Raw genomic sequence first — 21,330 nt, forward strand, 5'->3', positions numbered from 1 at the left:
TCACGCCTCCTCGGCGACGGGAACGGCAGCGGGCTCGGGTTCGGAGGCGCGCCCGAGGTAGACCTCCTGGACCTTGGCGTCGGCCTGGACCTCGGTGACGGAGCCTTCGCTGAGCACCTTGCCGGCGTGCAGGACGGTGACGCTGCGGGCGAAGGAGCGCATGAAGTCCATGTCGTGCTCGATGACGACGACCGTGTGGTCCTCGCTCACACGCTGAAGGAGTTCACCGGTGGCCTCGCGTTCGTCGTGGCTCATGCCGGCGACGGGCTCGTCGAGCAGCAGCAGCTTCACGTCCTGGACGAGCAGCATGCCGATCTCCAGCCACTGCTTCTGGCCGTGGGCGAGCACGCCCGCCGGGCGGTCCCGCAGCTCGGTCAGGCCGGTGGTCTCCAGTGCCTTCGTCACCGCCTCGGGGACGCCCTTGCGGCGCCGCAGCATCGTCAGCGGACCGCGCCTGGCTCCGGCGGCGATGTCGAGGTTCTGCAGAACGGTCAGCTCTTCGAAGACGGTGGCCGTCTGGAAGGTACGGCCGATCCCGAGGCGGGCGATGCGGTGCACGGGCTTGCCCAGGAGTTCCTCGCCGCCGAAGCGCACGGACCCGGTGGCCTTCACCAGTCCGGTGACCGCATCGACCAGGGTGGTCTTGCCGGCACCGTTGGGGCCGATGAGAAAGCGCAGGTCTCCGGGGCGGATGTCCAGGTCCACGCCGTCGACGGCCTTGAACCCGTCGAACGTCACCCGCAGGTCGCGGACGGTCAGTCCCTCGCCGCTCATGCGGTCTCTCCAGTCGTACGGGTAGGGATACGTCGCTTGCGCAGAACGGTCACCAGCGAGGCCAGACCGCCGGGCAGGAAGCCGACGGCCACCACGAACAGCAGGCCCTGGAGGTACGTCCACGCGGCGGGGTAGGCGTCCGAGAGCGTGCTCTGCGTCCAGGCCACCGCGACCGCGCCGAGTACGGCGCCCACCAGGCTGGCCCGACCGCCGACCGCCGCGCCGATGACGAAGCCGATGGACGGCACGATCCCGATCAGTGCCGGGGAGATGATGCCGACGGCGGGGACGAAGAGCGCGCCGGCCAGGCCCGCCATGCCGGCCGCGACGACGTACGCCACGAGCTTGACGTTGGCCGGGTTGTAGCCGAGGAAGCGCACCCGCTCCTCGGAGTCCCGTACGGCGATGAGGAGTTCGCCGTAGCGGCTGACGAACAGTTGGCGGGCGGCGGCCATGAGCAGGAGCAGCACAGCGGCGATGATGAAGTACACCGTCCGCTGGTTGACCGGGTCGTTCAGGTCGTAGCCGAAGAAGCCCTGGATGTCGGTCAGGCCGTTGGTGCCGCCCGTGGTGGCCTGCTGGCCGACCAGCCAGATCGCGAGGGCCGCGGCGAGTGCCTGGCTGAGGATCGCGAAGTACGCGCCCTTCACCCGGCGGCGGAAGACGAAGAAGCCGAGCAGCGCGGCCACCGCCATCGGCAGCAGCACCGTCATGGCGAGCGCGAACGCCGGGTTGGCGAACGGCTTCCACCACCAGGGCAGGACGTCACCTGTGCCGTACAGCTGCATGAAGTCGGGCAGTGTCTGGCCGGTGGCCGCGGCGTCGGCGAGCTTGAGGTGCATGGCCATGGCGTAGCCGCCGAGACCGAAGAAGACACCCTGGCCGAGGACCATCAGTCCGCCGCGGCCCCACGCGAGGCTCACACCTACGGCCACGATGGCGTAGCACAGGTACTTGGCCAGGAGGTTGAGCCGGAAGTCGGACAGGACGATCGGGGCGATGCCGAGGAGGAGGACGGCGCCGAGGAAGAAGGCGCCCGGGACGCGGAAGCGTTCCAGAAGGGACGCCGACGGCTGCGCGACGGACGTCGTCGTCTTGGCCGGGGAGGTCGTTGTCGTCATGCCAGGCTCCGGGTGCGCAGTGTGTACAGGCCCTGGGGTCGCCATTGGAGGAAGGCGACGATCGCCACGAGCACGATGACCTTCGCGACGCTCACGGTGGTCGAGTACTCCAGGACCGACTGCAGCACGCCGAGCGCGAAGGCGGTGATGATGCTGCCCTTGAGCCGGCCGATGCCGCCGACGACCACGACCAGGAAGGCGTCGACGATGTAGTTGGTGCCCATCGTCGGGCCGATCGGGCCGACCAGGGTGAGCGCGACGCCGGCCACACCGGCCAGGCCCGAGCCGATGAAGAACGTCGTACGGTCCACCCGCTCGGTGGCGATGCCCGACACCTCGGCGAGGTCGCGGTTCTGCACGACGGCCCTGATGCGGCGCCCGAGCGGGGTGAGCCGCAGGATCAGCGTGAGGCCGAGGACGCACAGGAGCGCGAGGCCGAGGATGAACAGCCGGTTGTTGGCGAGGGTGGTACCCGCGACCGAGATGTTGCCGGTCAGCAGGTCCGGGGCGGCGGTCTGCACGTTGGGGGCGCCGAAGATGTCACGAGCGAGCTGCTGGAGCATCAGGGAGACGCCCCAGGTGACCAGCAGGGTGTCCAGCGGCCGGGTGTACAGGCGCCGGATGAGCAGCCACTCCAGGAGCGCTCCCATGGCGCCGGCGACGAGGAAGGCCAGTGGCAGAGCGACGAGCAGGGAGAGGCCGGCGCCGCTGATGGACTTCTGCAGCACGTAGGTGGTGTAGGCGCCGGCCATGATGAACTCGCCGTGCGCCATGTTGATCACGCCCATCTGCCCGAAGGTCAGGGTCAGGCCGAGCGCGATGAGCAGCAGGACGGCGCCGATGCTGACGCCGGTGAAGGACTGGTTGAGGATGACCGTCATGAAGCGGCTCCGGGTCCGGGACGAGAGGTGCGGGCTGTCCATGGGCGTGACCCGGCCTCACGACGAGGCCGGGTTCCACCGGTGGAGGACTGGGCTCAGGAGAGGCCGGAGGCCCAGTCGTAGCCCTTCAGATAGGGGTCCGGCTTGACCGGCTTGCCCGAGTTCCAGACCTCCTCGATGAGGCCGTCCGAGCGGACCTTGCCGATGCGGGCCGTCTTGTGGACGTGCTGGGTGGCACCGTCGACGGTGACCTTGCCCTCGGGGGCGTCGAAGGTGATGCCGTCGGAGGCGGCCTTCACTTTGGCGACGTCGAAGGAGCCGGCCTTCTCGACCATCGCCTTCCACAGGTAGACGGAGATGTAGGCGGCCTCCATCGGGTCGGACGTCGGCTTGTCCTTGCCGTAGGCGGCCTGGTACGCCTTGACGAACTTCTCGTTCGCGGCGCCCGGAGTGGTCTGGTAGTAGTTCCAGGCCGTCAGTTGGCCTTCCAGGTACTGGGTGCCGATGCTCTTGACCTCCTCCTCTGCGATGGAGACCGACAGCACCGGCAGGCTCTTCGCGGTGAGCCCGGCGGACTTGTACTCCTTGAAGAAGGCCACGTTGCTGTCGCCGTTGAGGGTGTTGAACACGGCGTCCGCGCCGGAGTCCTTGACCTTGTTGACGATGGTGCTGAACTCCGTGGAGCCCAGCGGCGCGTAGTCCTCGCCGAGCACCTCCATGCCGTTGGCCTTCGCGTACGCCGTGATCTCCTTGTTGGCGGTGCGCGGAAAGACGTAGTCGCTGCCGACCAGGTAGAGCTTCGTCAGGCCCTGCTTCTTGAGGTAGTCCAGCGCGGGCACGATCTGCTGGTTGGTGGTCGCGCCGACGTAGAAGATGTACGGCGACTGCTCAAGGCCCTCGTACTGCACCGGGTAGAACAGCAGCGACTTGTTCCGCTCGAAGACCGGCTTGACGGCCTTGCGGCTGGCCGAGGTCCAACAGCCGAACGTGGCCACGACCTTGTCGTCCGTGATCAGTGTCTGCGCCTTCTCGGCGAAGGTGGGCCAGTCGGAGGCTCCGTCCTGGCTGATCGGCTTGAGCTTCTTGCCGAGCACACCGCCTGCGGCGTTGATCTCCTTGACCGCGAGCAGCAGCGCGTTGTGGACGGTCACCTCGCTGATGGCCATGGTGCCCGAGAGCGAGTTCAGCAGACCGACCTTGACGGTGTCGCCCGAGGTGTCCGCCTGCGCGCCGGCGGAGGACGTGTCGCTGCCGGTCTTGGCGCCGCACGCGCTGAGGGCGGCCGAGGCGCCGAGGGCGGATACGCCTGCCAGGAGACCGCGCCTGCTGATGTTGAGCCCGGACATGCAAAACCTCCTTGCCCCGAAGGGCGATGTGAAGCGAGCGGAAGACTCTGGGGAGGAAAGGAAAGAGGTGGATCAGACGCGCTTCAGTGGCGGCGGCGTTGGCGCGCGACTCCCCCAGCCGTTCCGGGGTGGCCTCCGGGCTGGTCGCTGAAGTGCGTCCACAGCCTGCGGCGGAACTGTTTCACACGCGTTTCGGCGCAATTGAAGAACAGTTTCCAGCGGAAGTATCAATGTGGGTCAAGAAAGAGAGAAGCCGCCATTGGTGACTCACGACTGACGGCATCTCAGTGACCACATTTATTGCTTCCAGCAGAAAGGTTTAGATCTGGGAATGCTCTGACAAGAGTGAGGTGATCGACGGTAGGCTCACAGCATCCCCGCCGCGGGGAGGTTGCGGACGCAAGCTGAGGAGTGCAATGGCGAGGCGGCCCCATGAACTGCTCCACCTGCTGACCCGGGCCGAGCGCCTCTCGGTGCGCCGAGTGCAGTCCGTGCTCGACGAGTTCGACTGCTCCATCGAGGCGTGGCGGGTGCTCGACCTGCTCTCCGACGGCGAGGGGCACAACATGACGGCCCTCGCCGACCATGCCTTCCTGCCGGCACCCACCCTGACGAAGCTGATCGACCAACTCGTCGACCAGAACCTGGTCTTCCGCCGCATCGACCCCGCCGACCGGCGCCGCGTCCTGGCCCAGCTCACCCCACGGGGCCGAGAGCGCTGGCAGCGACTGTCCCGCGCGGTCCGGGTCGACTGGGGCGACGTGGAGCCTCCGCTAGCGGAGGACGAGGAGGAGCAGCTGAAGATCCTGCTCGATCAGCTGGCCGGAGCACTGGAGGGCAACGGCTCCGTCACAGCAGCTCGTGCGGAGCGCGGAGTTGGGCGAGCACGTTGAAGTCGAGGCCGTCCGCTTCCGCCAGGTAGATGCGCTGGCGCACGTGCCGTCCCTCCAGGCTCAGCAGGCCGCGCGGGCCTTCGTAGGCGACGTGCTCGGCGGCCGCCCCGATGGCGGAGACGTCCAGGGTGCGGGCCCGTTCGATGAGCGCCGCGAGCAGCAGCACGCCTTCGTAGCAGGACTCGCCGAGACTGCCGGGCACCGGTGCGTCCACGCCGAAGCGACCGGCGTACCGGCCGTGGAAGTCCATGGTGTTCTGGTCGGCCAGTGAGGCGAAGAACCCGGCCGTGCTGTGGAGGTCGGCGGTTGCCTCGGGGCCGCTCGCCAGCAGCATGCTCTCGTCCATGAGCGTGCTCAGCCGCAGGCAGCGCTGGTCGAGGCCGGCGGCACCGAAGGCCCGGTTGAAACGGACCGCGTCGCTGCCCACCAGGAGCATGAGCACGCCGTCGGCGTCCGTCCGTTCGATGCGCCGCAGGACGTCGGTGAAGTCGTCGGTACCCAGCGGGAGGTACGCCTCGCCGCAGACGCGGCCCCGGCACTCGCGGGCGTAGCGGCGGGCGGCCTGGGCGGTGCGCCGGGGCCAGACGTAGTTGTTGCCGACGACGAACCAGCGGCGCACGCCCCGCGCCTCGGCGAGCAGCCGCATGGCGGGCAGCAGCTGCCAGGCGGGGGTCTCGCTGGTCATGAAGACGCCCTCGGTGCTCTCGCCGCCTTCGTACAGGGCCGTGTAGACGTACGGCACCCGGTGCGCGATCCGCGGAGCCACGGCCTGCCGCACCGAGGAGATGTGCCAGCCGCTGACGCCCTGCACCGCGCCCGTGGCCACCAGGGCCTCGACCTCGTCCGCCACCCGCTGGGGATCCGCGCCGCCGTCGACCTCGAGCAGCCGCAGCTCCTTGCCGAGCACGCCGCCCGCCTTGTTGATCTCCTCGGCGGCCAGCCGTCCGCATGCCTCACAGGTGGGCCCGAAGATCCCGGCAGGCCCCTGCATCGGGTACACGAACGCCACATTCAGGGTTGACTCGTCGGCCGTGAACCACTCGGGGGCGTGGAGGCGGAGCGACGGCGGGTACATGGGCCCATCTTTGCCGCACCGCCCTCGGCGCCCAAGCGGTGGCCCGGATCGAGACCGATTCGTAGAAATGCAGAGATGGGGCGCGACTCGCTGTCTCGGCAGCCGGATCAGGTCTGCGCTGCCCGGTTCTCGTCGGCGATCGGTGGCAGGATCTGATCAGCGTCCCAGATCTTGGCTGCTGTCTGGGCCGCGACCAGGTCGAGATCGCCGAGGAGGGCCTCGCCCGCGGTCTGCGCGTTGGCGGGGAGCAGGCCGAGGAGAGCGGAGGCGAGGACGGACTTGCCGCAGCCGCTCTCACCGGTCACAGCCAGGCACTCCCCTGCCACCACGGCGAAGTGGGCGTCGGTGACGGCGGCGACGCGGCGCCCACCGGGCATGAGGAAGCGCACCGACAGCCCGCGCACCGAGAGCACAGGTTCTCGCTCGGTCAAAGCATCAGATCCGATCGGCGGCGGGGGTTTGCGCCGCCACACCGACCGCGAGACCGGCAAGACCACCATCAAGACCGTTTACGCCGTCACCAGCCTCACCGCTGAGCAAGCCAACCCCGCCCAGCTGGCGACCCTGATCCGTGATCACTGGCAGATCGAGGCCCTGCACCACGTCGGGGACCCCACGTTCGCCGAAGACGCCTCCCAGCTGCGTACCGACAACGCGCCCCGGACGATGGCCACCTGCCGCAACCTCGCCATCGGCGCCCTGCGGCCGACCGGCGCGCCCTACGTTGCCGCCGCTGCTGCCTGCGTTGGGCTTGACCAGCTGAACACCGTTGCCACCAAGGCTGCTTGAGGCAGCCAGGGGTTGTCAGTGGATGGTGGCAGGATCACCGGCATGGTTTTCGTACGTACGACTCCGCCGCGGCCTGTGGATGTGACTGCGGTCTTTCCCGAGCTGGCGCCGTTGGCACGTCCTGCGATCCGGCTGCATCCCCGTCCCGGGTCGCCTTCGGTCGAGGAGAGCTCGGTCGGGGGGCCGTTGTTGTGGCCGGTGGACGAGCCGTGGCCGCACTGTGAAGCCTCGCACCTGCACTATGACAGTGGGTTCCGCCAGTCACCGGCCGACGTCCGGCTCATGAGGCGCAGGGCGGCCCGGTGGCATGGTGATCACAGTGGTCCCTGGATGACACCCGAGGAGCAGGCGGTCAAGGAGCAGAACGCCGCGGTGCTCGCGGAGCGGCTCGGCACAGGCGCTCCGCCTGCGGACTGTCCGGTCCCCATGCTGCCCGTGGCCCAGCTGTATCTGCGCGACATACCCCTGTTGCGGCCGCCCGGCAAGGCCGATCTACTCCAGGTTCTCTGGTGCCCCTACGACCACGAACCGTATTGCAAGCCGTCGACCGCGCTGTTTTGGCGGTCCGCCGCCGAGATCGTCGATATCCTCGCCGCACCGCCCGAGCCGTACGAAGTGAACGATGACGGCTACCTGCCGGAGCCGTGCCTGCTGGCACCGGAAGCGATCATCGAATACCCCAACAGCCTCGATCTGAGCCCGCAGATGCAGCTGATGGTGGAGGACTGGAGCAGATGGCAGGCAGCCGGCGCCGACGTGGACAGCTCCTACGCGGACTATCCACGGGACTTCTATGACCCTGTCCTGGCAGACGCGCCCGGCTGGAAGGTAGGTGGCTGGCCTCCGTGGGGACGCACCGACCCCAATCCCCTGTTTTGCACCGCCTGTGATGCGCGGATGGTCCCGCTGCTGACCATCGCCTCCTTCGAGTGGGACGGCGGCGAGGGACTCAGCTGGGCACCCTACGAAGATCAGGCCGCCGCCCACGCCAGCGGTCATTGCTGTGGCCAGGGCCCCTCGCAGCCGACCCAGGTAGAAGTGGGCAGCACCGACAACATGCAGATCTACGTCTGCCCGACCTCCCCCGAGCATCCCCACACCGACCTGATCCAGTGAGCTGCCAGGCCTGTCACGCACCCTCCCGCAGCCGGTGACAGAAGGGCCGCCGAGCCAGGGTGCGTGACGGGCCGCTCGCCTCACGGCGGCGGGACCCGCAACGCACGAGGCTCCTGTGCCGCTGGGTGAGGTGTTCGAAGCCCTGACCCGTCGGCACAGGAGCCTCGTTGGTTCCCCACCCTGCCGCACTCGACCTGCCGCACGCGCTGCAGCCCAAATCGAATGTCGTCAATCGCGGCCGCGGCCCTCAACACAGCGCGCGGACCGAGCCGCCAGCCGACGTAATCGCGGACATCGTCCCGGATCGCGTCGGCATCCCAGCAGGCCCCGTGCAGCAGATGCTGCAGGCCCGCCGGATCGCGGTGGCCAGCCCATTCGGCCAGCTGCCAGCCGTTCTTCCGCTCGACCGGCGCCAGCAGACCACGCACGTAGTCCCGCATCCGCCGTCGCAGATCCACCCGGGCGAACCGGCCCGCCACCCACGCGAACACCGATTCCAACTCCGCCTGCCACCGGTCGACTTCAGTTGTCGCCTCCGTACCCGACAACGACAACCACCAGCTCAAGAAACAAAATCCAACCGGATTCCTAGGCCCAGTGCGCAGAGGACCGACGGCTGGTCCTGACCTGTGCGGGTCGGACCAGTCGGCCCATGCTGCGAGGGGTGGCGATGGCCATCCTGAGCGTAAGCGAGCGCTCTGTGGAAATCACGAGCCAGTAAGGTAGCTGGTGATGTTGTATGTGCCGCTGCGGGGCAGTGTGTACCAGCCGGACTCCATGTAGGCCGGGTCCGATCCAGCCTTCTTGATCGAGCAGTAGTTCTCGTAGTAGCCATTCGCCGGCGAGTAGATCGTGCACGTCCAGTTGTAGGTTCCCGCACCCAGGTAAAGGCTGCGGGAGCCAAGGCTGTCGACGTAAGCGACGTTGTCCGAAGTGGCCACCGACCAGCCGTAGGTGTCGGCCGCCAGGTAGATGGTCCTGCTGACGGATGCGGAGGCACCCATCGTTGGCGAATTGGTCAGCTGTAGTTGGCGGTTGAGCGTAGCCGTGCCGGCTGTGGCCTGAGTGGCGGCGAGCATCACGGCACAGACGCCAGCGGTCGTGACTGCTGCCATTCGCGAAAGCGCGCGCCTGCCTAGGTCAGAGGCATAAGTGGTTCCCCCACATCATCTTCTTCACTCCGGTCAGAGCAGCCACAGCCTTCCCATGCAGTGCGGACGGGTCAATGGGAGTGGACGCTCAGCCAACACTTTGTGTTCTCGTTGCCAAACGAGCCGATGTCAGCGGCGGTAGCACCGCGAGTTACACCCGGCTGATGGAAACCGACGGCATCTGCGACCAGCTCCCCGGTCTCTTGCGCGGCTACGTCCCCCAGACCGAAGCGCACTAGGTGGTCAATCTTCTGCCCGGGAAGATCCCGATCAGCAAAGGGGATCTCGAGCCCCCCGGCGGCCCAGAACCTAACGAAGCACTACTAGGACTTGTCCGGGCGATCAAGATCCGGACCACACGCGGGCCAACACTCTTCGATCGCGGACCCGACTTCCGCTCTGCCTGGTCAACCACTATGCGGGGCATACGACCAGCAGACCAAGAACCTGCTGGCCCTCGTCAGCGCAGCGCTTTTCGGATCGGGCGCAAGCCGCGCTGCCGACAAACACCCGTGACATCGGAATCTTATGGAACCTCAACAAGGCGCCAGTGCGAGCGCCCCCATCCTCCCGGCACGCCTGACTCGACCGCCAGCCAGGTCAGCATCGGTCCACCGACCCAGGCACCCTGCCGGAGAAGGCCACCTGGTACCGGGCCACCAACCGGCCCCTCCCCGATGCCCCGCACGCGGCAACCAGCCCGCACACACCCGCCGACCTCGCCGAGACTGTCCGCCTCTACCGGCTGCGGCCCTGGATCGAGCAGAGCTACAAACAGATCAAGGACGAACTCGGCTGGGCCGACTTTCAGGTCTGCTCCGACCGCGCGATCCGCCGTCACCAGACCCTGGTCAACTGCGCCTTCACCTTCTGCTGGGACCAGTGGTTCGCCCCGCCCGGGGCCTGGCGCCACCGCACCGGACCCTGCCCCGATGACCGGCCAGAGAGGGGGCACCACCACACCCCACCAGCCCCCAACTGCCTTGCCGACCGCGGGACTTGCGGGCCGTCCGCTCCTGGCCCACCCCGGCCAACACCCTGACCCGGCGTGGCGAGCCTGGACCGACCAGGACCCGCCGCCCGATTCCACGCCCTCCTCGACACGGTCACCGCCGGCAGACCCCCAGCGGTTCTTGCGCGGCAGGTCCGACAGCAACCCCACCTCCAAGTCCCGTACCCGAAACCGGGGTTCAACCCGCGCGAACCGGCCCCCTGTCCGGGACATCAGGACCTCGAACGCCTCCTGCCAGCGGGCAGGGTCTACGCTGTGACTCGCCGCCACCGCATGATCTTCAGTCTTCGCACACCGATGATCAACGGTGGCCGCGCCCGTCTTCACCGCCCCTCGGTCACGACGTACGAAGACGGGGCCGCATCCCTTCCGTGTCCCGCACGGGGCACGGGGCGTTCGTCCGCCGTCTCGTGCCAGGAGGACACATGCAACGCGGTGAAGTCTGGTGGGTCGACTTCGATGAGCGACGCCCGGTCGTGCTGCTCTCGGACGAGGAGTCATCCGGGTTTCAGGCGATGCAGGTCGTTGCGCCAGCGGGCGTCGACATCAGCGGCCTGGGAGTTGAAGTGACCGTAGGAGCCCCGGAAGGACTGCCCTTCGAAGGCGTGCTGCGGTTGGCGTTCCCGCGTCCAGGCCTTACTCCGTGCACATGGCTGACCACCGTGGCCCGGGACGACCTGATCGAGCGGGCGGGCGTGTTGTCCTCCGCGAAGCTCAGCGAGGTTGGAGAAGCCCTCCGTGCCGCTGGAGAGAGGAGGGAGTGGAGCCCGATGACGGCTGTCAGGATCAGCGAGATCAAAGATGCCCGCCGTCGCGAAGGACTCGAATAGCGGACGCCTGCGCTGCCCAGCTCGGTCTCGTCAACGACTGACCGCTGCCCCCTCTCCACCGCACTCCAGCAACAAGATCACGGTCTACGGCTGGAAAACGCTCAGTGGTCACAGCCCATGGCGGTGAGCGCTCCCTGCAACGGCCTGTGTCAGAACGATCTCAGGCCCACGAACGGGATCTCCTACCCGTGCCCGGCCTGTGTCGGATACCCGGGCAGAGCAGCGTCGACTTCGCGGCGCGTCCAGCCGGCATGGCTGAGGGGCGGCAGGGCATCCGAGATGAAGGGGTCGGGTGGACCGCGCCTCCGGTGCCGCCCGTCGATGTCAAGAGCTTCCTAGGGGTGAGAAGGTGAAGGGCTTCCGCAGCTTCATCCTGCGCGGCAACGTGGTCGACCTGGCCGTCGGAATCGTCATCGGCGCAGCGTTCACCGCCGTGGTGAACGGCTTCGTGAGTGCCTTCCTGACACCACTCGTCGGGCTGGCCACCGGCGCCACCGGCAACATGAGCCGCAAGACCTTCACCGTAGGCGCCACCGAGTTTCCCTACGGCGCCTTCATCAACGCGGTGATCAGCTTCGTCCTCCTCGCCAGCGCCCTGTACTTCCTGGTCGTGCTCCCGATCAACAAGCTCCACGAACGCCTCGCACCGCACCAGGACGTCCAGGCCCCCAAACGGGACTGCCCCGAATGCCTCAGCCCCGTACCCGCCCAGGCCCGACGCTGTGCCTCCTGCACCGTCTCCCTGCCCGCCGTACCCGCTCAGGCCGGTGAGACAACCCAGCGCGCCGGGTGACCAGCCTCCACTGATTCGTCCATGACAGCTCAACAGCCTCAGCGCTCAGCGCCCGGCCAGTTGCTCTTGAGGCGCGCTCCCAGCCCTTCGGTCGGCGCGGCCCAGCACCTCACGCACCGTCGGCGATGGTGGCGCCTTCGGAGACGTCGTGGGGAGGTCGTCGTACGAATCTCCTGCAACGTGCCTCGCTGTTTGCACCCTTCGCAGCGGGTCACTCGACGCAGTAGCCACAACGGCGACTGCGACTGGGAGTGATCAGCGGTGGCTCGAGATGAGAAGGCAAAGGCCAAGATGGAGCAGGCCAAGGGCAAGGCCAAGGGAGTCATTGGCCGCGCGACGGACGATGAAGGTCTCGCGGCCGAGGGCCAGACCAAGAAGTCGAAGGGCGACATGCGTCAGGCGAAGGAGAAGATCAAGGACGCCTTCCGGCGCTGACAGCCGGATACGCTCGGTGGGCCCCCGCGCGGGGGCCCACCGCTTGCTCGTAAACCCCGCCGATCACGGAAGCGCGCCCTCGTGAGCGGCTCAGGCCACGGCTGCCTGAAACGTCTTCATGCAGGGGAACAGTGCTTGTCCGTCGGTTCCTGCCTGCTGATCCCGTGGGGCTTGACGACCTGGCAGTTCGCCCGTTTGCCGACCGCTTCGCCAGTATGGGCGGGCCACCCCGACCGACGCTTTGCCGCACTTGAGGTGGGATCGCGCAGAAGGTAGCCGTTGACTCCACCACCAGCACCCGGGGCATCGGCGTGCGGCCTCCCTGTCTTCGGTGGACGGGGTCTTCGGTGGACGGGGCAAGGCATTCAGAGCCGTGCCCGGGGCCGAGCGGGAGCTGTCGTCCCACCCCGCCCCGGCCGCGGTCCCTCCCGCCGGGATTGTCAGTTGTCGGCCAGTTCCTTGAGCGCGATGTTCAGTTCGAGCACGTTGACGCGGGGCTGGTCGAGGAAGCCGAACGTGCGGCCACTGGTGTGGTCGGCGACCAGCTTTTGCACCTGGGGGACGGGCAGAGCGTTGGCCTCGGCGACCCGCTTGACCTGGATGTCCGCGTACTCGGGCGAGATGTCGGGGTCGATGGCGGAGGCCGAGCCGGTGACCGCGTCGGCTGGCACCTCGGACGCGGGGACGCCGTTGAACTCGGCGACCTGGTTCCTCGCCGCCTTCACGTCCTTGACCAGGGTCGGGTCACTGGCACCGAGCTGGCCGGAACCAGTGGCCAGCGGGTCGTATCCGCTGTTGGACGGGCGGCCCTGGAACCACTTGGGGTCGGGCCTGTCGGTACTACCCGGCAGGTTCCAACTCTGTCCGATCAGCTTCGAACCGACCCCCTTGCCGTCGACCTCGACCATCGAACCGTTCGCCTTGTCGTGGAACGCTGCCTGCCCGATGCCGGTCACGACCAGCGGGTAGACGACGCCGGTCACCACGGTGAGGACGAGCAGCATGCGCAGCGCCGCCCACAGCATCCGCGCGGTGTTCACCACAGAAGTGTTCATGTCCTTCACCCGATCCCGGGGATCAGCGAGATGAGCAGGTCGATGAGTTTGATGCCGATGAAGGGGGCGATCAGTCCGCCCAGTCCGTAGACGCCGAGGTTGCGCCGCAGCATCTTGTCCGCGCTCATCGGCCGGTACCGAACGCCGCGCAGGGCGAGCGGCACGAGGGCAATGATGATCAGCGCGTTGAAGATCACGGCGGAGAGGATCGCCGACTCCGGCGAGGCCAGGCCCATGATGTTGAGCTTGTCGAGGGAGGGGTAGGCGACGGCGAACATCGCCGGGATGATCGCGAAGTACTTCGCGACGTCGTTGGCGATGGAGAAGGTCGTGAGCGCGCCCCGGGTGATGAGGAGTTGCTTGCCGATCTCGACGATCTCGATGAGCTTGGTCGGGTTGGAGTCGAGGTCGACCATGTTGCCGGCCTCCTTGGCGGCCGACGTACCCGTGTTCATGGCCACGCCCACGTCCGCCTGCGCGAGCGCCGGGGCGTCGTTCGTACCGTCACCGGTCATCGCGACCAGCTTGCCGCCGGCCTGCTCCCGTTTGATGAGGGCCATCTTGTCCTCGGGCGTGGCCTCCGCGAGGAAGTCGTCGACCCCGGCCTCGTCCGCGATCGCCTTGGCGGTGAGCGGGTTGTCACCGGTGATCATGATCGTCTTGATGCCCATGCGGCGCAGTTCCTCGAACCGCTCCCGCATGCCGTCCTTGACGACGTCCTTGAGGTGGATGACGCCGAGGACGCGAGCACCCCGGTCGTCCTGGACGGCGACCAACAGCGGCGTGCCGCCCGCCTCCGAGATCCGGCCGGCGATGGTGTCCGCGTCCTCGGCGACCGTGCCGTCCTGCTCCCGCACCCAGGCGATGACCGAACCGGCCGCTCCCTTGCGGACCTTTCGCCCGTCGACGTCAACGCCGGACATCCGGGTCTGAGCGGTGAAGGCGATCCACTCGGCGCCGCTCAGCTCACCCTGGTGGCGCTCGCGCAGCCCGTACGTCTCCTTCGCCAGTACGACGATGGAGCGGCCCTCAGGTGTCTCGTCGGCCAGGGATGACAGTTGAGCGGCGTCGGCGACCTCGGCTGCGGTGACTCCTCGTACCGGCACGAACTCGGACGCCTGCCGGTTGCCGAGTGTGATCGTGCCCGTCTTGTCGAGCAGGAGGGTCGACACATCACCGGCGGCCTCGACCGCCCTGCCGGACATGGCGAGCACATTGCGCTGCACCAGCCGGTCCATCCCCGCGATCCCGATGGCCGACAGCAGGGCGCCGATCGTGGTCGGGATGAGGCAGACCAGCAGAGCCGTCAGCACGATCATCGAGGTCTGTTTGTCGGCACCGGCGTAGATCGCGAACGGCTTCAGCGTCACCACCGCGAGCAGGAAGACGATCGTCAGCGACGCCAGCAGAATGTTCAGCGCGATCTCGTTGGGCGTTTTCTGCCGGGCCGCGCCCTCGACGAGGTTGATCATCCGGTCGATGAACGTCTCACCCGGCTTCGTCGTGATCTTGATGACGATCCGGTCGGACAGCACCTTCGTCCCGCCGGTGACGGCACTGCGGTCACCACCGGACTCCCGGATCACCGGAGCCGACTCACCGGTGATCGCCGACTCGTCCACGGAGGCGACGCCCTCGACGACGTCACCGTCACCGGGGATGACGTCGGCGACCTCGCACACGACCAGGTCGCCGACGCGCAGCTCCGTGCCTGGTACACGCTCCTCGGTCTCCCCGACGAGGCGCCGCGCCACGGTGTCGGTCTTGGCCTTGCGCAGGGTGTCGGCCTGCGCCTTGCCCCGGCCCTCGGCGACGGCCTCGGCCAGGTTGGCGAAGACGACGGTCAGCCACAGCCAGCCGGTGATGGTCCAGCCGAACCAGTCGCCCGGGTCCTTGACCGCCAGAACGGTGGTGACCACCGAGCCGACCAGCACCACGAACATCACGGGGGACTTGACCATCACCCGCGGGTCCAGCTTGCGAAAGGCGTCCGGTAGCGACTGCACCAACTGCTTCGGGTCGAACAGACCCGCGCCGACGCGGCCCTCGGCCGTCTTGTGCCCGGTCGGCATGTCCTCGTGCGGTGCTCGGCTCGGGATGGCCGTGGGCATCAGGTCCTCTTGCTTCCTGGTGTCGGTGGTCATGTGGCCAGCCCCTCGGCGAGCGGGCCCAGCGCGAGTGCCGGGAAGAACGTCAGACCAGTGATGATCATGATGGCGCCGACCAGCAGGCCGGTGAACAGGGGCTTTTCCGTGCGGAGTGTGCCCGCGGTCTCCGGGACTGGCTTCTGCTCGGCGAGCGAGCCCGCCAGTGCGAGCACGAACACCATCGGCAGGAATCGTCCGAGTGCCATGCACAGGCCGAGCATCGTGTTGTGGTACTCGGTGTTCGCGGCGAACCCGGCGAAGGCGGAGCCGTTGTTGTTGGACGCGGATGTGTAGGCGTAGAGGACCTCGGAGAAGCCGTGCGCGCCGATGTTCGTCATCGACGACTCGCCCTTGCCCAGCGCCATCGCCAGCGCAGTGCCGATCAGCACGAGGGCCGGGGTGACGAGGATGTAGCAGGCGGCGAGCTTGATCTCCCGGGTGCCGATCTTCTTGCCCAGGTACTCGGGGGTGCGGCCGACCATCAGACCGGCGATGAACACCGCGATGACCGCCATGATCAGCATGCCGTAGAGGCCGGAGCCGACTCCGCCGGGCGCGATCTCGCCCAGCATCATGCCGAGGAGCAGCACGCCGCCGGACAGTCCCTGGAAGGAGTCGTGGAAGGAGTTGACCGAGCCGGTCGAGGTCATCGTGGTGGAGACCGCGAACAGGGAGGACGGGCCTTCACCGAAGCGCTGCTCCTTGCCCTCCATCGAACCGCCCGCGATCTGCGAGGCGGTGCCCGGGTGGGCGAACTCGATCCAGGTGACCGCGACCACCGCCAGGAGCCAGATGGTCCCCATCGCCGCGAGGATCGCGTAGCCCTGCTTGACGCTGCCGACCATCTTGCCGAAGGTGCGCGGCAACGAGAACGGGATCACCAGCAGCAGGAAGATTTCCAGCAGGTTGGTGAAGCCTCCAGGATTCTCGAACGGGTGGGCGGAGTTGGCGTTGAAGAAGCCTCCTCCGTTCGTTCCCAGGTCCTTGATGGCCTCCTGGGAGGCCACCGCGCCCGGGCTGATGGCCTGCTTGTCGCCGGTGAGCGTGGTGATGGTGTGGATGTCGCCGAAGTTCTGGACGGCGCCGGCCGCGATCAGCAGCACCGCCGCGACCACGGAGATCGGCAGCAGAACACGGACGACACCGCGCACCAGGTCCGTCCAGAAGTTGCCCAGGTCGCCGGTGCGGGACCTGGCGAAGCCGCGCACCAAGGCGACGGCGACGGCGATGCCGACGGCCGCCGACACGAAGTTCTGCACGGCCAGTCCGGCGGTCTGGGTGACATGGCTCATGGCCGCCTCACCCGAGTACGACTGCCAGTTGGTGTTCGACACGAACGACACGGCCGTGTTGAACGCCTGGTCCGGTGTGATCGGCTTGAATCCGAGCGACAGCGGCAGCTTGTCCTGGACGCGCTGGAGGACGTAGAGGAAGAGCACGCTCACCGCGGAGAAGGCGAGGACCCCGCGGAGATACGCGGGCCAGCGCATTTCCGCGTCCGGGTTCGCTCCGACCGAGCGGTAGATCCACTTCTCGACGCGCAGATGCCTCTTGGAGGAGTACACGGCGGCCATGTAGTCGCCGAGGGGACGGTGCACCAGGGCGAGCGCGCCGATGAGCGCGGTCACCAGGAGCACGTCAGCGAGGACGGGACCCATGGGCGTACTCAGAACCTCTCCGGGAAGATCAGGGCGAGGACGAGATAGCCCAGCAGGGCGACGGCCACGACCAGGCCGGCGATGTTCTCGGCGGTCACAGCTTCGTCACCCCCTTGGCGACGAGCGCCACAAGGGCGAACACCGCGATCGTGGTGACGACGAAGGCCACGTCGGCCATCGCAAGCTCCTCGAAGAGGTTCGGGTAAGAGCGGACCTCTGGAGAAAACCCCTTTTTCGGGCTGCTTCGACCGCCCTTGACGCCTCCCTGACGGCGATCCCCTTGCTTTTGACGGCTTCTATACGGCAGGGCTCGCCCCGGCGCGGTTCAGCTCAGCTCGGCGAAGGTCTCCACCGCGTGGGTCTTGCCGGTGACCACGATGACGTCGCCCTTCTGGACGACCGTGTCCGCGGTCGCGTACGTGAAGTCCTCACCGGGGCGCTTGATGCCGACGACCGTGACGCCGTACCGGCTGCGGACGTGGCTCCGGCCGAGGGGGACGCCGGTGGCGATGTCCGGGGCGACGGTCTTGACGAGGGCGTAGTCGTCGTCGAACTCGATGAAGTCCAGCATCCGCCCGGTGACCAGGTGTGCGACGCGTTCGCCCATCTCGTGCTCGGGCAGGACGACGTGGTGGACGCCGAGGCGTTCAAGGATCTGGCCGTGCTGGCGGCTGATGGCCTTGGCCCAGATGTTGGGGACCTCGGCCTCCAGCAGGTTGGAGCTGACCAGGATGGACGCCTCGATGTCGGTGCCGATACCGACGACCGCGCTGGTGAAGTCGTGCACGCCGAGCTGGCGCAGCACCTCGGGGTCGGTGCAGTCGGCGACCGCCGAGTGGGTCAGCCCGTCGCTGTACTTCTGCACGAGCCGGGTGTCGGTGTCGATGCCGAGGACGTCCCAGCCCCGGTGCATCAACTCGTTGGCCAGCGAGCTGCCGAAGCGGCCGAGGCCGATGACCGCGACCCGCTGGTCCCCGGCGTGCTGCTTCTGTTGGTGGTCCAGGTGCTTGCGGCGGCGTCGGCGCAGGGAGTGCAGGTAGTTAACCAATGACGGGTCGCTCCTCGGGCAGTTCGTAACGGCGGACGCGTTCGCGCAGGGCCAGCGCCGAGACCAGGGTGACCGGGCCGAGGCGGCCGATGAACATCAGCAGGACGAGGATCAGCTGCCCGGCGTCGGGGAAGTCGGCGGTGATGCCGGTGGACAGACCGACCGTGGCGAAGGCGGAGACGACCTCGAAGAGCACTCCGTCCAGGGGCAGCGAGGTCATGCTGAGCAGGGCCAGCGTGGCGGCCATGACCAGGCCGACGCCGAGCAGCACCACGGTCAGCGCCTGGCGCAGGCTGTGCGGGGCGAGCCTGCGGCCCAGGACCGTGGAGTTGGGTTCACCGCGCACCTCGGCGATGATCGCGACAGCCAGCACGGCGAACGTGGTGACCTTGATGCCACCGGCGGTGCCCGCGCTGCCGCCGCCGACGAACATGAGCATGCAAGTCATGAGGAGCGTGGAGGCGTGCATGGCCCCGATGTCGAGGGAGTTGAACCCGGCGGTGCGGGTCATGGCGGAGTGGAAGAACCCGTTCAGCAGTTTCTCGGGCCAGTCGTGCCCGCCGAGAGTGGCTGGGTTGCTCCACTCCAGCAGACACGTCAGCAGCGTGCCCACGCCGAGCAGGACGGCGGTGGTGACGAGCGTCAGCCTGGTGTGCAGGGTCCAGTTGCGGCGGCCGGTGGTGCGATGGCGGTTGCGGTGGCGGAGCAGCTCCAGAAGAACGGGAAAGCCAAGCCCTCCGAGAATCACCGCGGCGGCGACGGGCAGTGTGACCCACGGGTCCTGCGCGTACCGGGTGAGGCTGTCGGCGTGCAGGCCGAACCCGGCGTTGTTGAAGGCGGACACGGCGTGGAAGTAGCCCAGATACACGGCCTCGCCGATGGAGGTGCCGTAGCCGAAGCGGAAGCGCAGGGAGAGGACCGCGCCGACCGCGAGTTCCACGATCAGCGTCGTGCCCGCGACGCCGAGCAGTACCCGCCGCACGTCGCCGATGTCCAGGCTCTTGGTCTCCGCCTGCGCGGTGAGCTGCAGTCGCAGCCGCAGCTTCCCGGAGACCAGCAGAGCGAGCAGGGAGGCCATGGTCATGATGCCGAAGCCGCCGACCTGGATCAGCGCGAGGATCACGCCCTCGCCGAACCCGCTCCAGTACGTGCCGGTGTCGACGACGGCCAGGCCGGTCACGCACACGGCCGAGGTCGATGTGAACAGGGCGGTCACCAGTCCGGTCGCCGTACCGTCCTCGGCGGCGACCGGCAGCGCGAGCAGCCCGGTCCCGAGGGCGACCGCGGCGGCGAACGCCAGCACGACCGTACGAGCCGGGTGCGCGGTGAACAGCGACCTGCGCGGATGCGCGGAACGTCCCGCCACGGCTCCCCTTCGCGTACGTCCAGTCCGTCAATAGTTGATATGGGCTTCGGCCGGGACCATCTCATCCCGCGAGGCCGTCACCCGAGCCGCGTCGACGCCCACAGACCGTCGAGCCGAGACACTGCGGCGTCGTCAGAATCCCGATGCCAGGTACCGGTGTCCCGAGGACCACGAGGGAACCACCAGCGCTCACGACCTGCTCTGGGGGCTGTCCCGGCGGATCCGGTACAGGCCGTGCAGGCTGAGTACGACCATCCCGCCTGCGATCATCGGCCACCACGGCGAGGCGCCATGCCTGGTCAGCTCTATGCCCTTCATCAGCAGAGCAGTCGAAACCAGGACGGCGAGCCATCCCATCGCGATGTCGACCGCACCGCCTCGTCTGAACGCACCCTTCACGTTGAACCCCTTGTCGTGAGACTCACATCGTCAATAGTGGTGATCCGTCGAGCGGCCGTCGTCTCGTCAGCTCGCGGCACCGTCACCGCCTCGGGCGGCGCGCTGGTAGACGTCTGGAATTCCGTCGGCGTCCTCGTCCCGGTTCTCGGCCTCCCACAGTCGGCGGTAGATGCCGTTGCGGCGTTTGATCAGCAAGGCCGCGACCGCCGCGGCGATCAGGGAGCCGAGAAGGACGGCCGCCTTGATGTGCTCGACGTCAGCCGGATCGGTGAAGGCGAGTTCGCCGATGAGCAGGGCGACGGTGAAGCCGATGCCGGCCAGTACGGCCAGGGCGAACACGTCCGCCCAGGCCAGGTCGGGGTTGAGGCGGGCGCGGGTGAAGCGGGCCGCGAGGTAGGTGCCGGCGAAGATCCCCACCGTCTTGCCCAGCACCAGTCCGAGGACGACTCCCAGCGGTTCCGGACTGGTGAACACCTCGCCAAGGGCTTCGCCGGACACGCTCACTCCGGCGGCGAACAGCGCGAACAGCGGCACCGCCACCCCGGCGGAGACCGGCCGCAGCAGGTATTCGGTCCGCTCACCCGGAGATGCCTCCTCGCCGTCTTCACGGGTGGTGCGCAGGATCAGCCCCATGGCCACACCGGCCACGGTGGCGTGTACTCCGCCGTTGTACATCAGCGCCCAGATCACCAGCCCCAGCGGCACGTACCACCACCAGCCGCGCACCCGGAGCCGCTGCAGCACGTAGAACACGATCAGGCCTGCCGCAGCCCCGCCGAGGGCCACCGGGTTCAGGTCATTGGTGAAGAAGAGCGCGATCACCAGGATCGCCCCCAGGTCGTCGACCACTGCCAGGGTCAGCAGGAAGGCCCGCAGCGCGGACGGCAGGTGGGTGGAGAGCACCGCCAGCACGGCGAGCGCGAACGCGATGTCGGTGGCCATGGGCACCGCCCACCCCTGCGCGCTGCCTCCACCGAGGCCGACGGTGGCCAGGTAGACGCCGGCGGGGATCGCCATCCCGCACAGGGCGGCGACCACCGGAAGGGCGGCCGTGGCAGGTGTCCGCAGTTCACCGACCACCAGCTCACGCTTCAGCTCGATCCCGGCGACCAGGAAGAACACGGTCAGCAGGCCATCCGCCGTCCAGTGCCCAACAGAAAGGTCCAGGCCGAGCGCAGGTATCCCGAAGTGGGCATCGCGCAGGTCTTCGTACGCTTCGCTCCACGGGGTGTTGGCCCACACCAGCGCCACCACCGCCGCCGCGAGCAGGACCAGTCCGCCGACCGTCTCCGTGCGGAGGGCACGCGCCATGTGAACCCGCTCGGGCCAGGGCAGCAGACCGAGGAATACGGAACGCTCACGCTGGCCGTCACGCATACGGGAAGACCTCCACAGCATCGAGTTACGGGCACACGTGCCCCTTCGACGCCGACCAGACTTC

The 21,330-nt window shown here is 68.0% G+C and carries 20 protein-coding genes and 4 pseudogenes; 7 read left to right on the forward strand and 17 right to left on the reverse strand.

The window, feature by feature from the left end; genetic code table 11:
• The 4 genes from urtD to urtA all read right to left on the reverse strand — a co-directional run bounded on the left by urtD (position 1) and on the right by urtA (position 4,122).
• Positions 1–774: an urea ABC transporter ATP-binding protein UrtD gene (urtD, locus tag M8J73_RS39155; protein ID WP_055537405.1), complete on the reverse strand. Its 774-nt coding sequence runs from the start codon at positions 772–774 to the stop codon at positions 1–3.
• Positions 771–1,895, reverse strand: a complete 1,125-nt coding sequence (gene urtC, locus M8J73_RS39160; protein WP_055537404.1) for an urea ABC transporter permease subunit UrtC — start codon at positions 1,893–1,895, stop codon at positions 771–773. Before urtC ends, urtD begins: the two co-directional genes overlap by 4 nt.
• On the reverse strand, positions 1,892–2,776 hold the full coding sequence (gene urtB / locus M8J73_RS39165) for an urea ABC transporter permease subunit UrtB (protein WP_055537433.1): 885 nt from the start codon (positions 2,774–2,776) through the stop codon (positions 1,892–1,894). Before urtB ends, urtC begins: the two co-directional genes overlap by 4 nt.
• Positions 2,777–2,871: 95 nt before the next feature.
• Positions 2,872–4,122 carry an urea ABC transporter substrate-binding protein gene (gene urtA, locus M8J73_RS39170; protein WP_055537403.1) on the reverse strand — a complete coding sequence of 417 codons (1,251 nt, stop codon included), beginning with the start codon at positions 4,120–4,122 and terminating at the stop codon, positions 2,872–2,874.
• A gap of 416 nt (positions 4,123–4,538) precedes the next feature.
• On the opposite strand from urtA, the gene M8J73_RS39175 reads away from it, so the two are divergent.
• Complete coding sequence (locus M8J73_RS39175) at positions 4,539–5,015, forward strand: MarR family winged helix-turn-helix transcriptional regulator (protein WP_055537402.1); 477 nt, start codon at positions 4,539–4,541, stop codon at positions 5,013–5,015.
• On the opposite strand, the gene M8J73_RS39180 is transcribed toward M8J73_RS39175, so the two are convergent.
• Positions 4,972–6,090, reverse strand: a complete 1,119-nt coding sequence (locus tag M8J73_RS39180; RefSeq protein WP_055537401.1) for a substrate-binding domain-containing protein — start codon at positions 6,088–6,090, stop codon at positions 4,972–4,974. The two genes, M8J73_RS39175 and M8J73_RS39180, sit on opposite strands and share 44 nt — an antisense overlap.
• A gap of 185 nt (positions 6,091–6,275) precedes the next feature.
• Positions 6,276–6,467: pseudogene (locus tag M8J73_RS39185) on the reverse strand (ATP-binding cassette domain-containing protein); the annotation flags it as partial.
• Here M8J73_RS39185 and M8J73_RS39190 point away from each other — a divergent pair.
• Together M8J73_RS39190 and M8J73_RS39195 are read left to right on the forward strand one after the other, a co-directional pair.
• On the forward strand, positions 6,466–6,879 hold the full coding sequence (locus M8J73_RS39190; protein WP_240501048.1) for a transposase: 414 nt from the start codon (positions 6,466–6,468) through the stop codon (positions 6,877–6,879). The pseudogene M8J73_RS39185 and the gene M8J73_RS39190 overlap by 2 nt on opposite strands.
• Positions 6,880–6,921: 42 nt before the next feature.
• A complete protein-coding gene (locus M8J73_RS39195; RefSeq protein ID WP_055537399.1) occupies positions 6,922–7,995 on the forward strand; it encodes a hypothetical protein in 1,074 nt (357 codons plus the stop codon).
• Between the two features lie 179 nt (positions 7,996–8,174).
• Here M8J73_RS39195 and M8J73_RS45805 read toward each other — a convergent pair.
• Together M8J73_RS45805 and M8J73_RS39205 are read right to left on the reverse strand one after the other, a co-directional pair.
• Positions 8,175–8,435 (reverse strand): annotated as a pseudogene (locus M8J73_RS45805) (transposase); the annotation flags it as partial.
• A gap of 267 nt (positions 8,436–8,702) precedes the next feature.
• Positions 8,703–9,110 (reverse strand): hypothetical protein, encoded by a 408-nt coding sequence (locus M8J73_RS39205; RefSeq protein WP_157873062.1) that lies wholly within the window; start codon positions 9,108–9,110, stop codon positions 8,703–8,705.
• 646 nt (positions 9,111–9,756) lie between these two features.
• Between M8J73_RS39205 and M8J73_RS45810 the strand changes: the two are divergent.
• Positions 9,757–10,262, forward strand: a pseudogene (locus M8J73_RS45810) (IS701 family transposase); the annotation flags it as partial.
• On the opposite strand, the pseudogene M8J73_RS45815 reads toward M8J73_RS45810, so the two are convergent.
• Positions 10,231–10,428 (reverse strand): annotated as a pseudogene (locus tag M8J73_RS45815) (IS701 family transposase); the annotation flags it as partial. The pseudogenes M8J73_RS45810 and M8J73_RS45815 overlap by 32 nt on opposite strands.
• A 155-nt stretch (positions 10,429–10,583) precedes the next feature.
• On the opposite strand from M8J73_RS45815, the gene M8J73_RS39215 reads away from it, so the two are divergent.
• The 3 genes from M8J73_RS39215 (at position 10,584) to M8J73_RS39225 (ending at position 12,216) form a co-directional block, all read left to right on the forward strand.
• Positions 10,584–10,988, forward strand: coding sequence for a type II toxin-antitoxin system PemK/MazF family toxin (locus tag M8J73_RS39215; protein WP_055537397.1), 405 nt, complete (start codon positions 10,584–10,586; stop codon positions 10,986–10,988).
• A gap of 349 nt (positions 10,989–11,337) precedes the next feature.
• Positions 11,338–11,781: a large conductance mechanosensitive channel protein MscL gene (gene mscL / locus M8J73_RS39220; protein WP_055537396.1), complete on the forward strand. Its 444-nt coding sequence runs from the start codon at positions 11,338–11,340 to the stop codon at positions 11,779–11,781.
• A gap of 261 nt (positions 11,782–12,042) precedes the next feature.
• Positions 12,043–12,216, forward strand: a complete 174-nt coding sequence (locus M8J73_RS39225; protein ID WP_079054691.1) for a CsbD family protein — start codon at positions 12,043–12,045, stop codon at positions 12,214–12,216.
• Between the two features lie 440 nt (positions 12,217–12,656).
• Here M8J73_RS39225 and kdpC read toward each other — a convergent pair whose 3' ends face one another.
• The 8 genes from kdpC to nhaA all read right to left on the reverse strand — a co-directional run bounded on the left by kdpC (position 12,657) and on the right by nhaA (position 21,266).
• Positions 12,657–13,271, reverse strand: a complete 615-nt coding sequence (gene kdpC / locus M8J73_RS39230) for a potassium-transporting ATPase subunit KdpC (RefSeq protein ID WP_055537432.1) — start codon at positions 13,269–13,271, stop codon at positions 12,657–12,659.
• Positions 13,272–13,276: 5 nt separating this feature from the next.
• Positions 13,277–15,415 (reverse strand): potassium-transporting ATPase subunit KdpB, encoded by a 2,139-nt coding sequence (gene kdpB / locus M8J73_RS39235; RefSeq protein WP_055537395.1) that lies wholly within the window; start codon positions 15,413–15,415, stop codon positions 13,277–13,279.
• Positions 15,412–17,076 (reverse strand): potassium-transporting ATPase subunit KdpA, encoded by a 1,665-nt coding sequence (gene kdpA, locus M8J73_RS39240; protein WP_055537394.1) that lies wholly within the window; start codon positions 17,074–17,076, stop codon positions 15,412–15,414. Before kdpA ends, kdpB begins: the two co-directional genes overlap by 4 nt.
• Before the next feature lie 8 nt (positions 17,077–17,084).
• A complete protein-coding gene (gene kdpF / locus M8J73_RS39245) occupies positions 17,085–17,174 on the reverse strand; it encodes a K(+)-transporting ATPase subunit F (protein WP_037655415.1) in 90 nt (29 codons plus the stop codon).
• Positions 17,175–17,401: 227 nt separating this feature from the next.
• On the reverse strand, positions 17,402–18,124 hold the full coding sequence (locus M8J73_RS39250; RefSeq protein ID WP_079054690.1) for a potassium channel family protein: 723 nt from the start codon (positions 18,122–18,124) through the stop codon (positions 17,402–17,404).
• Positions 18,117–19,490, reverse strand: coding sequence for a TrkH family potassium uptake protein (locus M8J73_RS39255; RefSeq protein ID WP_055537393.1), 1,374 nt, complete (start codon positions 19,488–19,490; stop codon positions 18,117–18,119). The genes M8J73_RS39250 and M8J73_RS39255 overlap by 8 nt, the downstream gene beginning before the upstream one ends.
• 189 nt (positions 19,491–19,679) lie before the next feature.
• Complete coding sequence (locus M8J73_RS39260) at positions 19,680–19,889, reverse strand: hypothetical protein (protein WP_157873060.1); 210 nt, start codon at positions 19,887–19,889, stop codon at positions 19,680–19,682.
• A 66-nt stretch (positions 19,890–19,955) separates the two neighbouring features.
• Positions 19,956–21,266: a Na+/H+ antiporter NhaA gene (gene nhaA / locus M8J73_RS39265; RefSeq protein WP_055537392.1), complete on the reverse strand. Its 1,311-nt coding sequence runs from the start codon at positions 21,264–21,266 to the stop codon at positions 19,956–19,958.
• Positions 21,267–21,330 lie beyond the last annotated feature (64 nt).

The organism is Streptomyces neyagawaensis (assembly GCF_023516595.1).
Lineage (GTDB): Bacteria > Actinomycetota > Actinomycetes > Streptomycetales > Streptomycetaceae > Streptomyces > Streptomyces neyagawaensis.

Coding starts and splice junctions, on each gene's coding strand:
- urtA (WP_055537403.1), bottom strand. CDS start 4,122: ATGTCCGGGCTCAACATCAGCAGGCGCGGTCTCCTGGCAGGCGTATCC.
- M8J73_RS39205 (WP_157873062.1), bottom strand. CDS start 9,110: ATGGCAGCAGTCACGACCGCTGGCGTCTGTGCCGTGATGCTCGCCGCC.
- M8J73_RS39180 (WP_055537401.1), bottom strand. CDS start 6,090: ATGTACCCGCCGTCGCTCCGCCTCCACGCCCCCGAGTGGTTCACGGCC.
- M8J73_RS39190 (WP_240501048.1), top strand. CDS start 6,466: ATGAGGAAGCGCACCGACAGCCCGCGCACCGAGAGCACAGGTTCTCGC.
- kdpA (WP_055537394.1), bottom strand. CDS start 17,076: ATGGGTCCCGTCCTCGCTGACGTGCTCCTGGTGACCGCGCTCATCGGC.
- urtC (WP_055537404.1), bottom strand. CDS start 1,895: ATGACGACAACGACCTCCCCGGCCAAGACGACGACGTCCGTCGCGCAG.
- M8J73_RS39215 (WP_055537397.1), top strand. CDS start 10,584: ATGCAACGCGGTGAAGTCTGGTGGGTCGACTTCGATGAGCGACGCCCG.
- urtD (WP_055537405.1), bottom strand. CDS start 774: ATGAGCGGCGAGGGACTGACCGTCCGCGACCTGCGGGTGACGTTCGAC.
- kdpB (WP_055537395.1), bottom strand. CDS start 15,415: ATGACCACCGACACCAGGAAGCAAGAGGACCTGATGCCCACGGCCATC.
- urtB (WP_055537433.1), bottom strand. CDS start 2,776: ATGACGGTCATCCTCAACCAGTCCTTCACCGGCGTCAGCATCGGCGCC.
- M8J73_RS39195 (WP_055537399.1), top strand. CDS start 6,922: ATGGTTTTCGTACGTACGACTCCGCCGCGGCCTGTGGATGTGACTGCG.
- nhaA (WP_055537392.1), bottom strand. CDS start 21,266: ATGCGTGACGGCCAGCGTGAGCGTTCCGTATTCCTCGGTCTGCTGCCC.
- kdpC (WP_055537432.1), bottom strand. CDS start 13,271: ATGAACACTTCTGTGGTGAACACCGCGCGGATGCTGTGGGCGGCGCTG.
- M8J73_RS39175 (WP_055537402.1), top strand. CDS start 4,539: ATGGCGAGGCGGCCCCATGAACTGCTCCACCTGCTGACCCGGGCCGAG.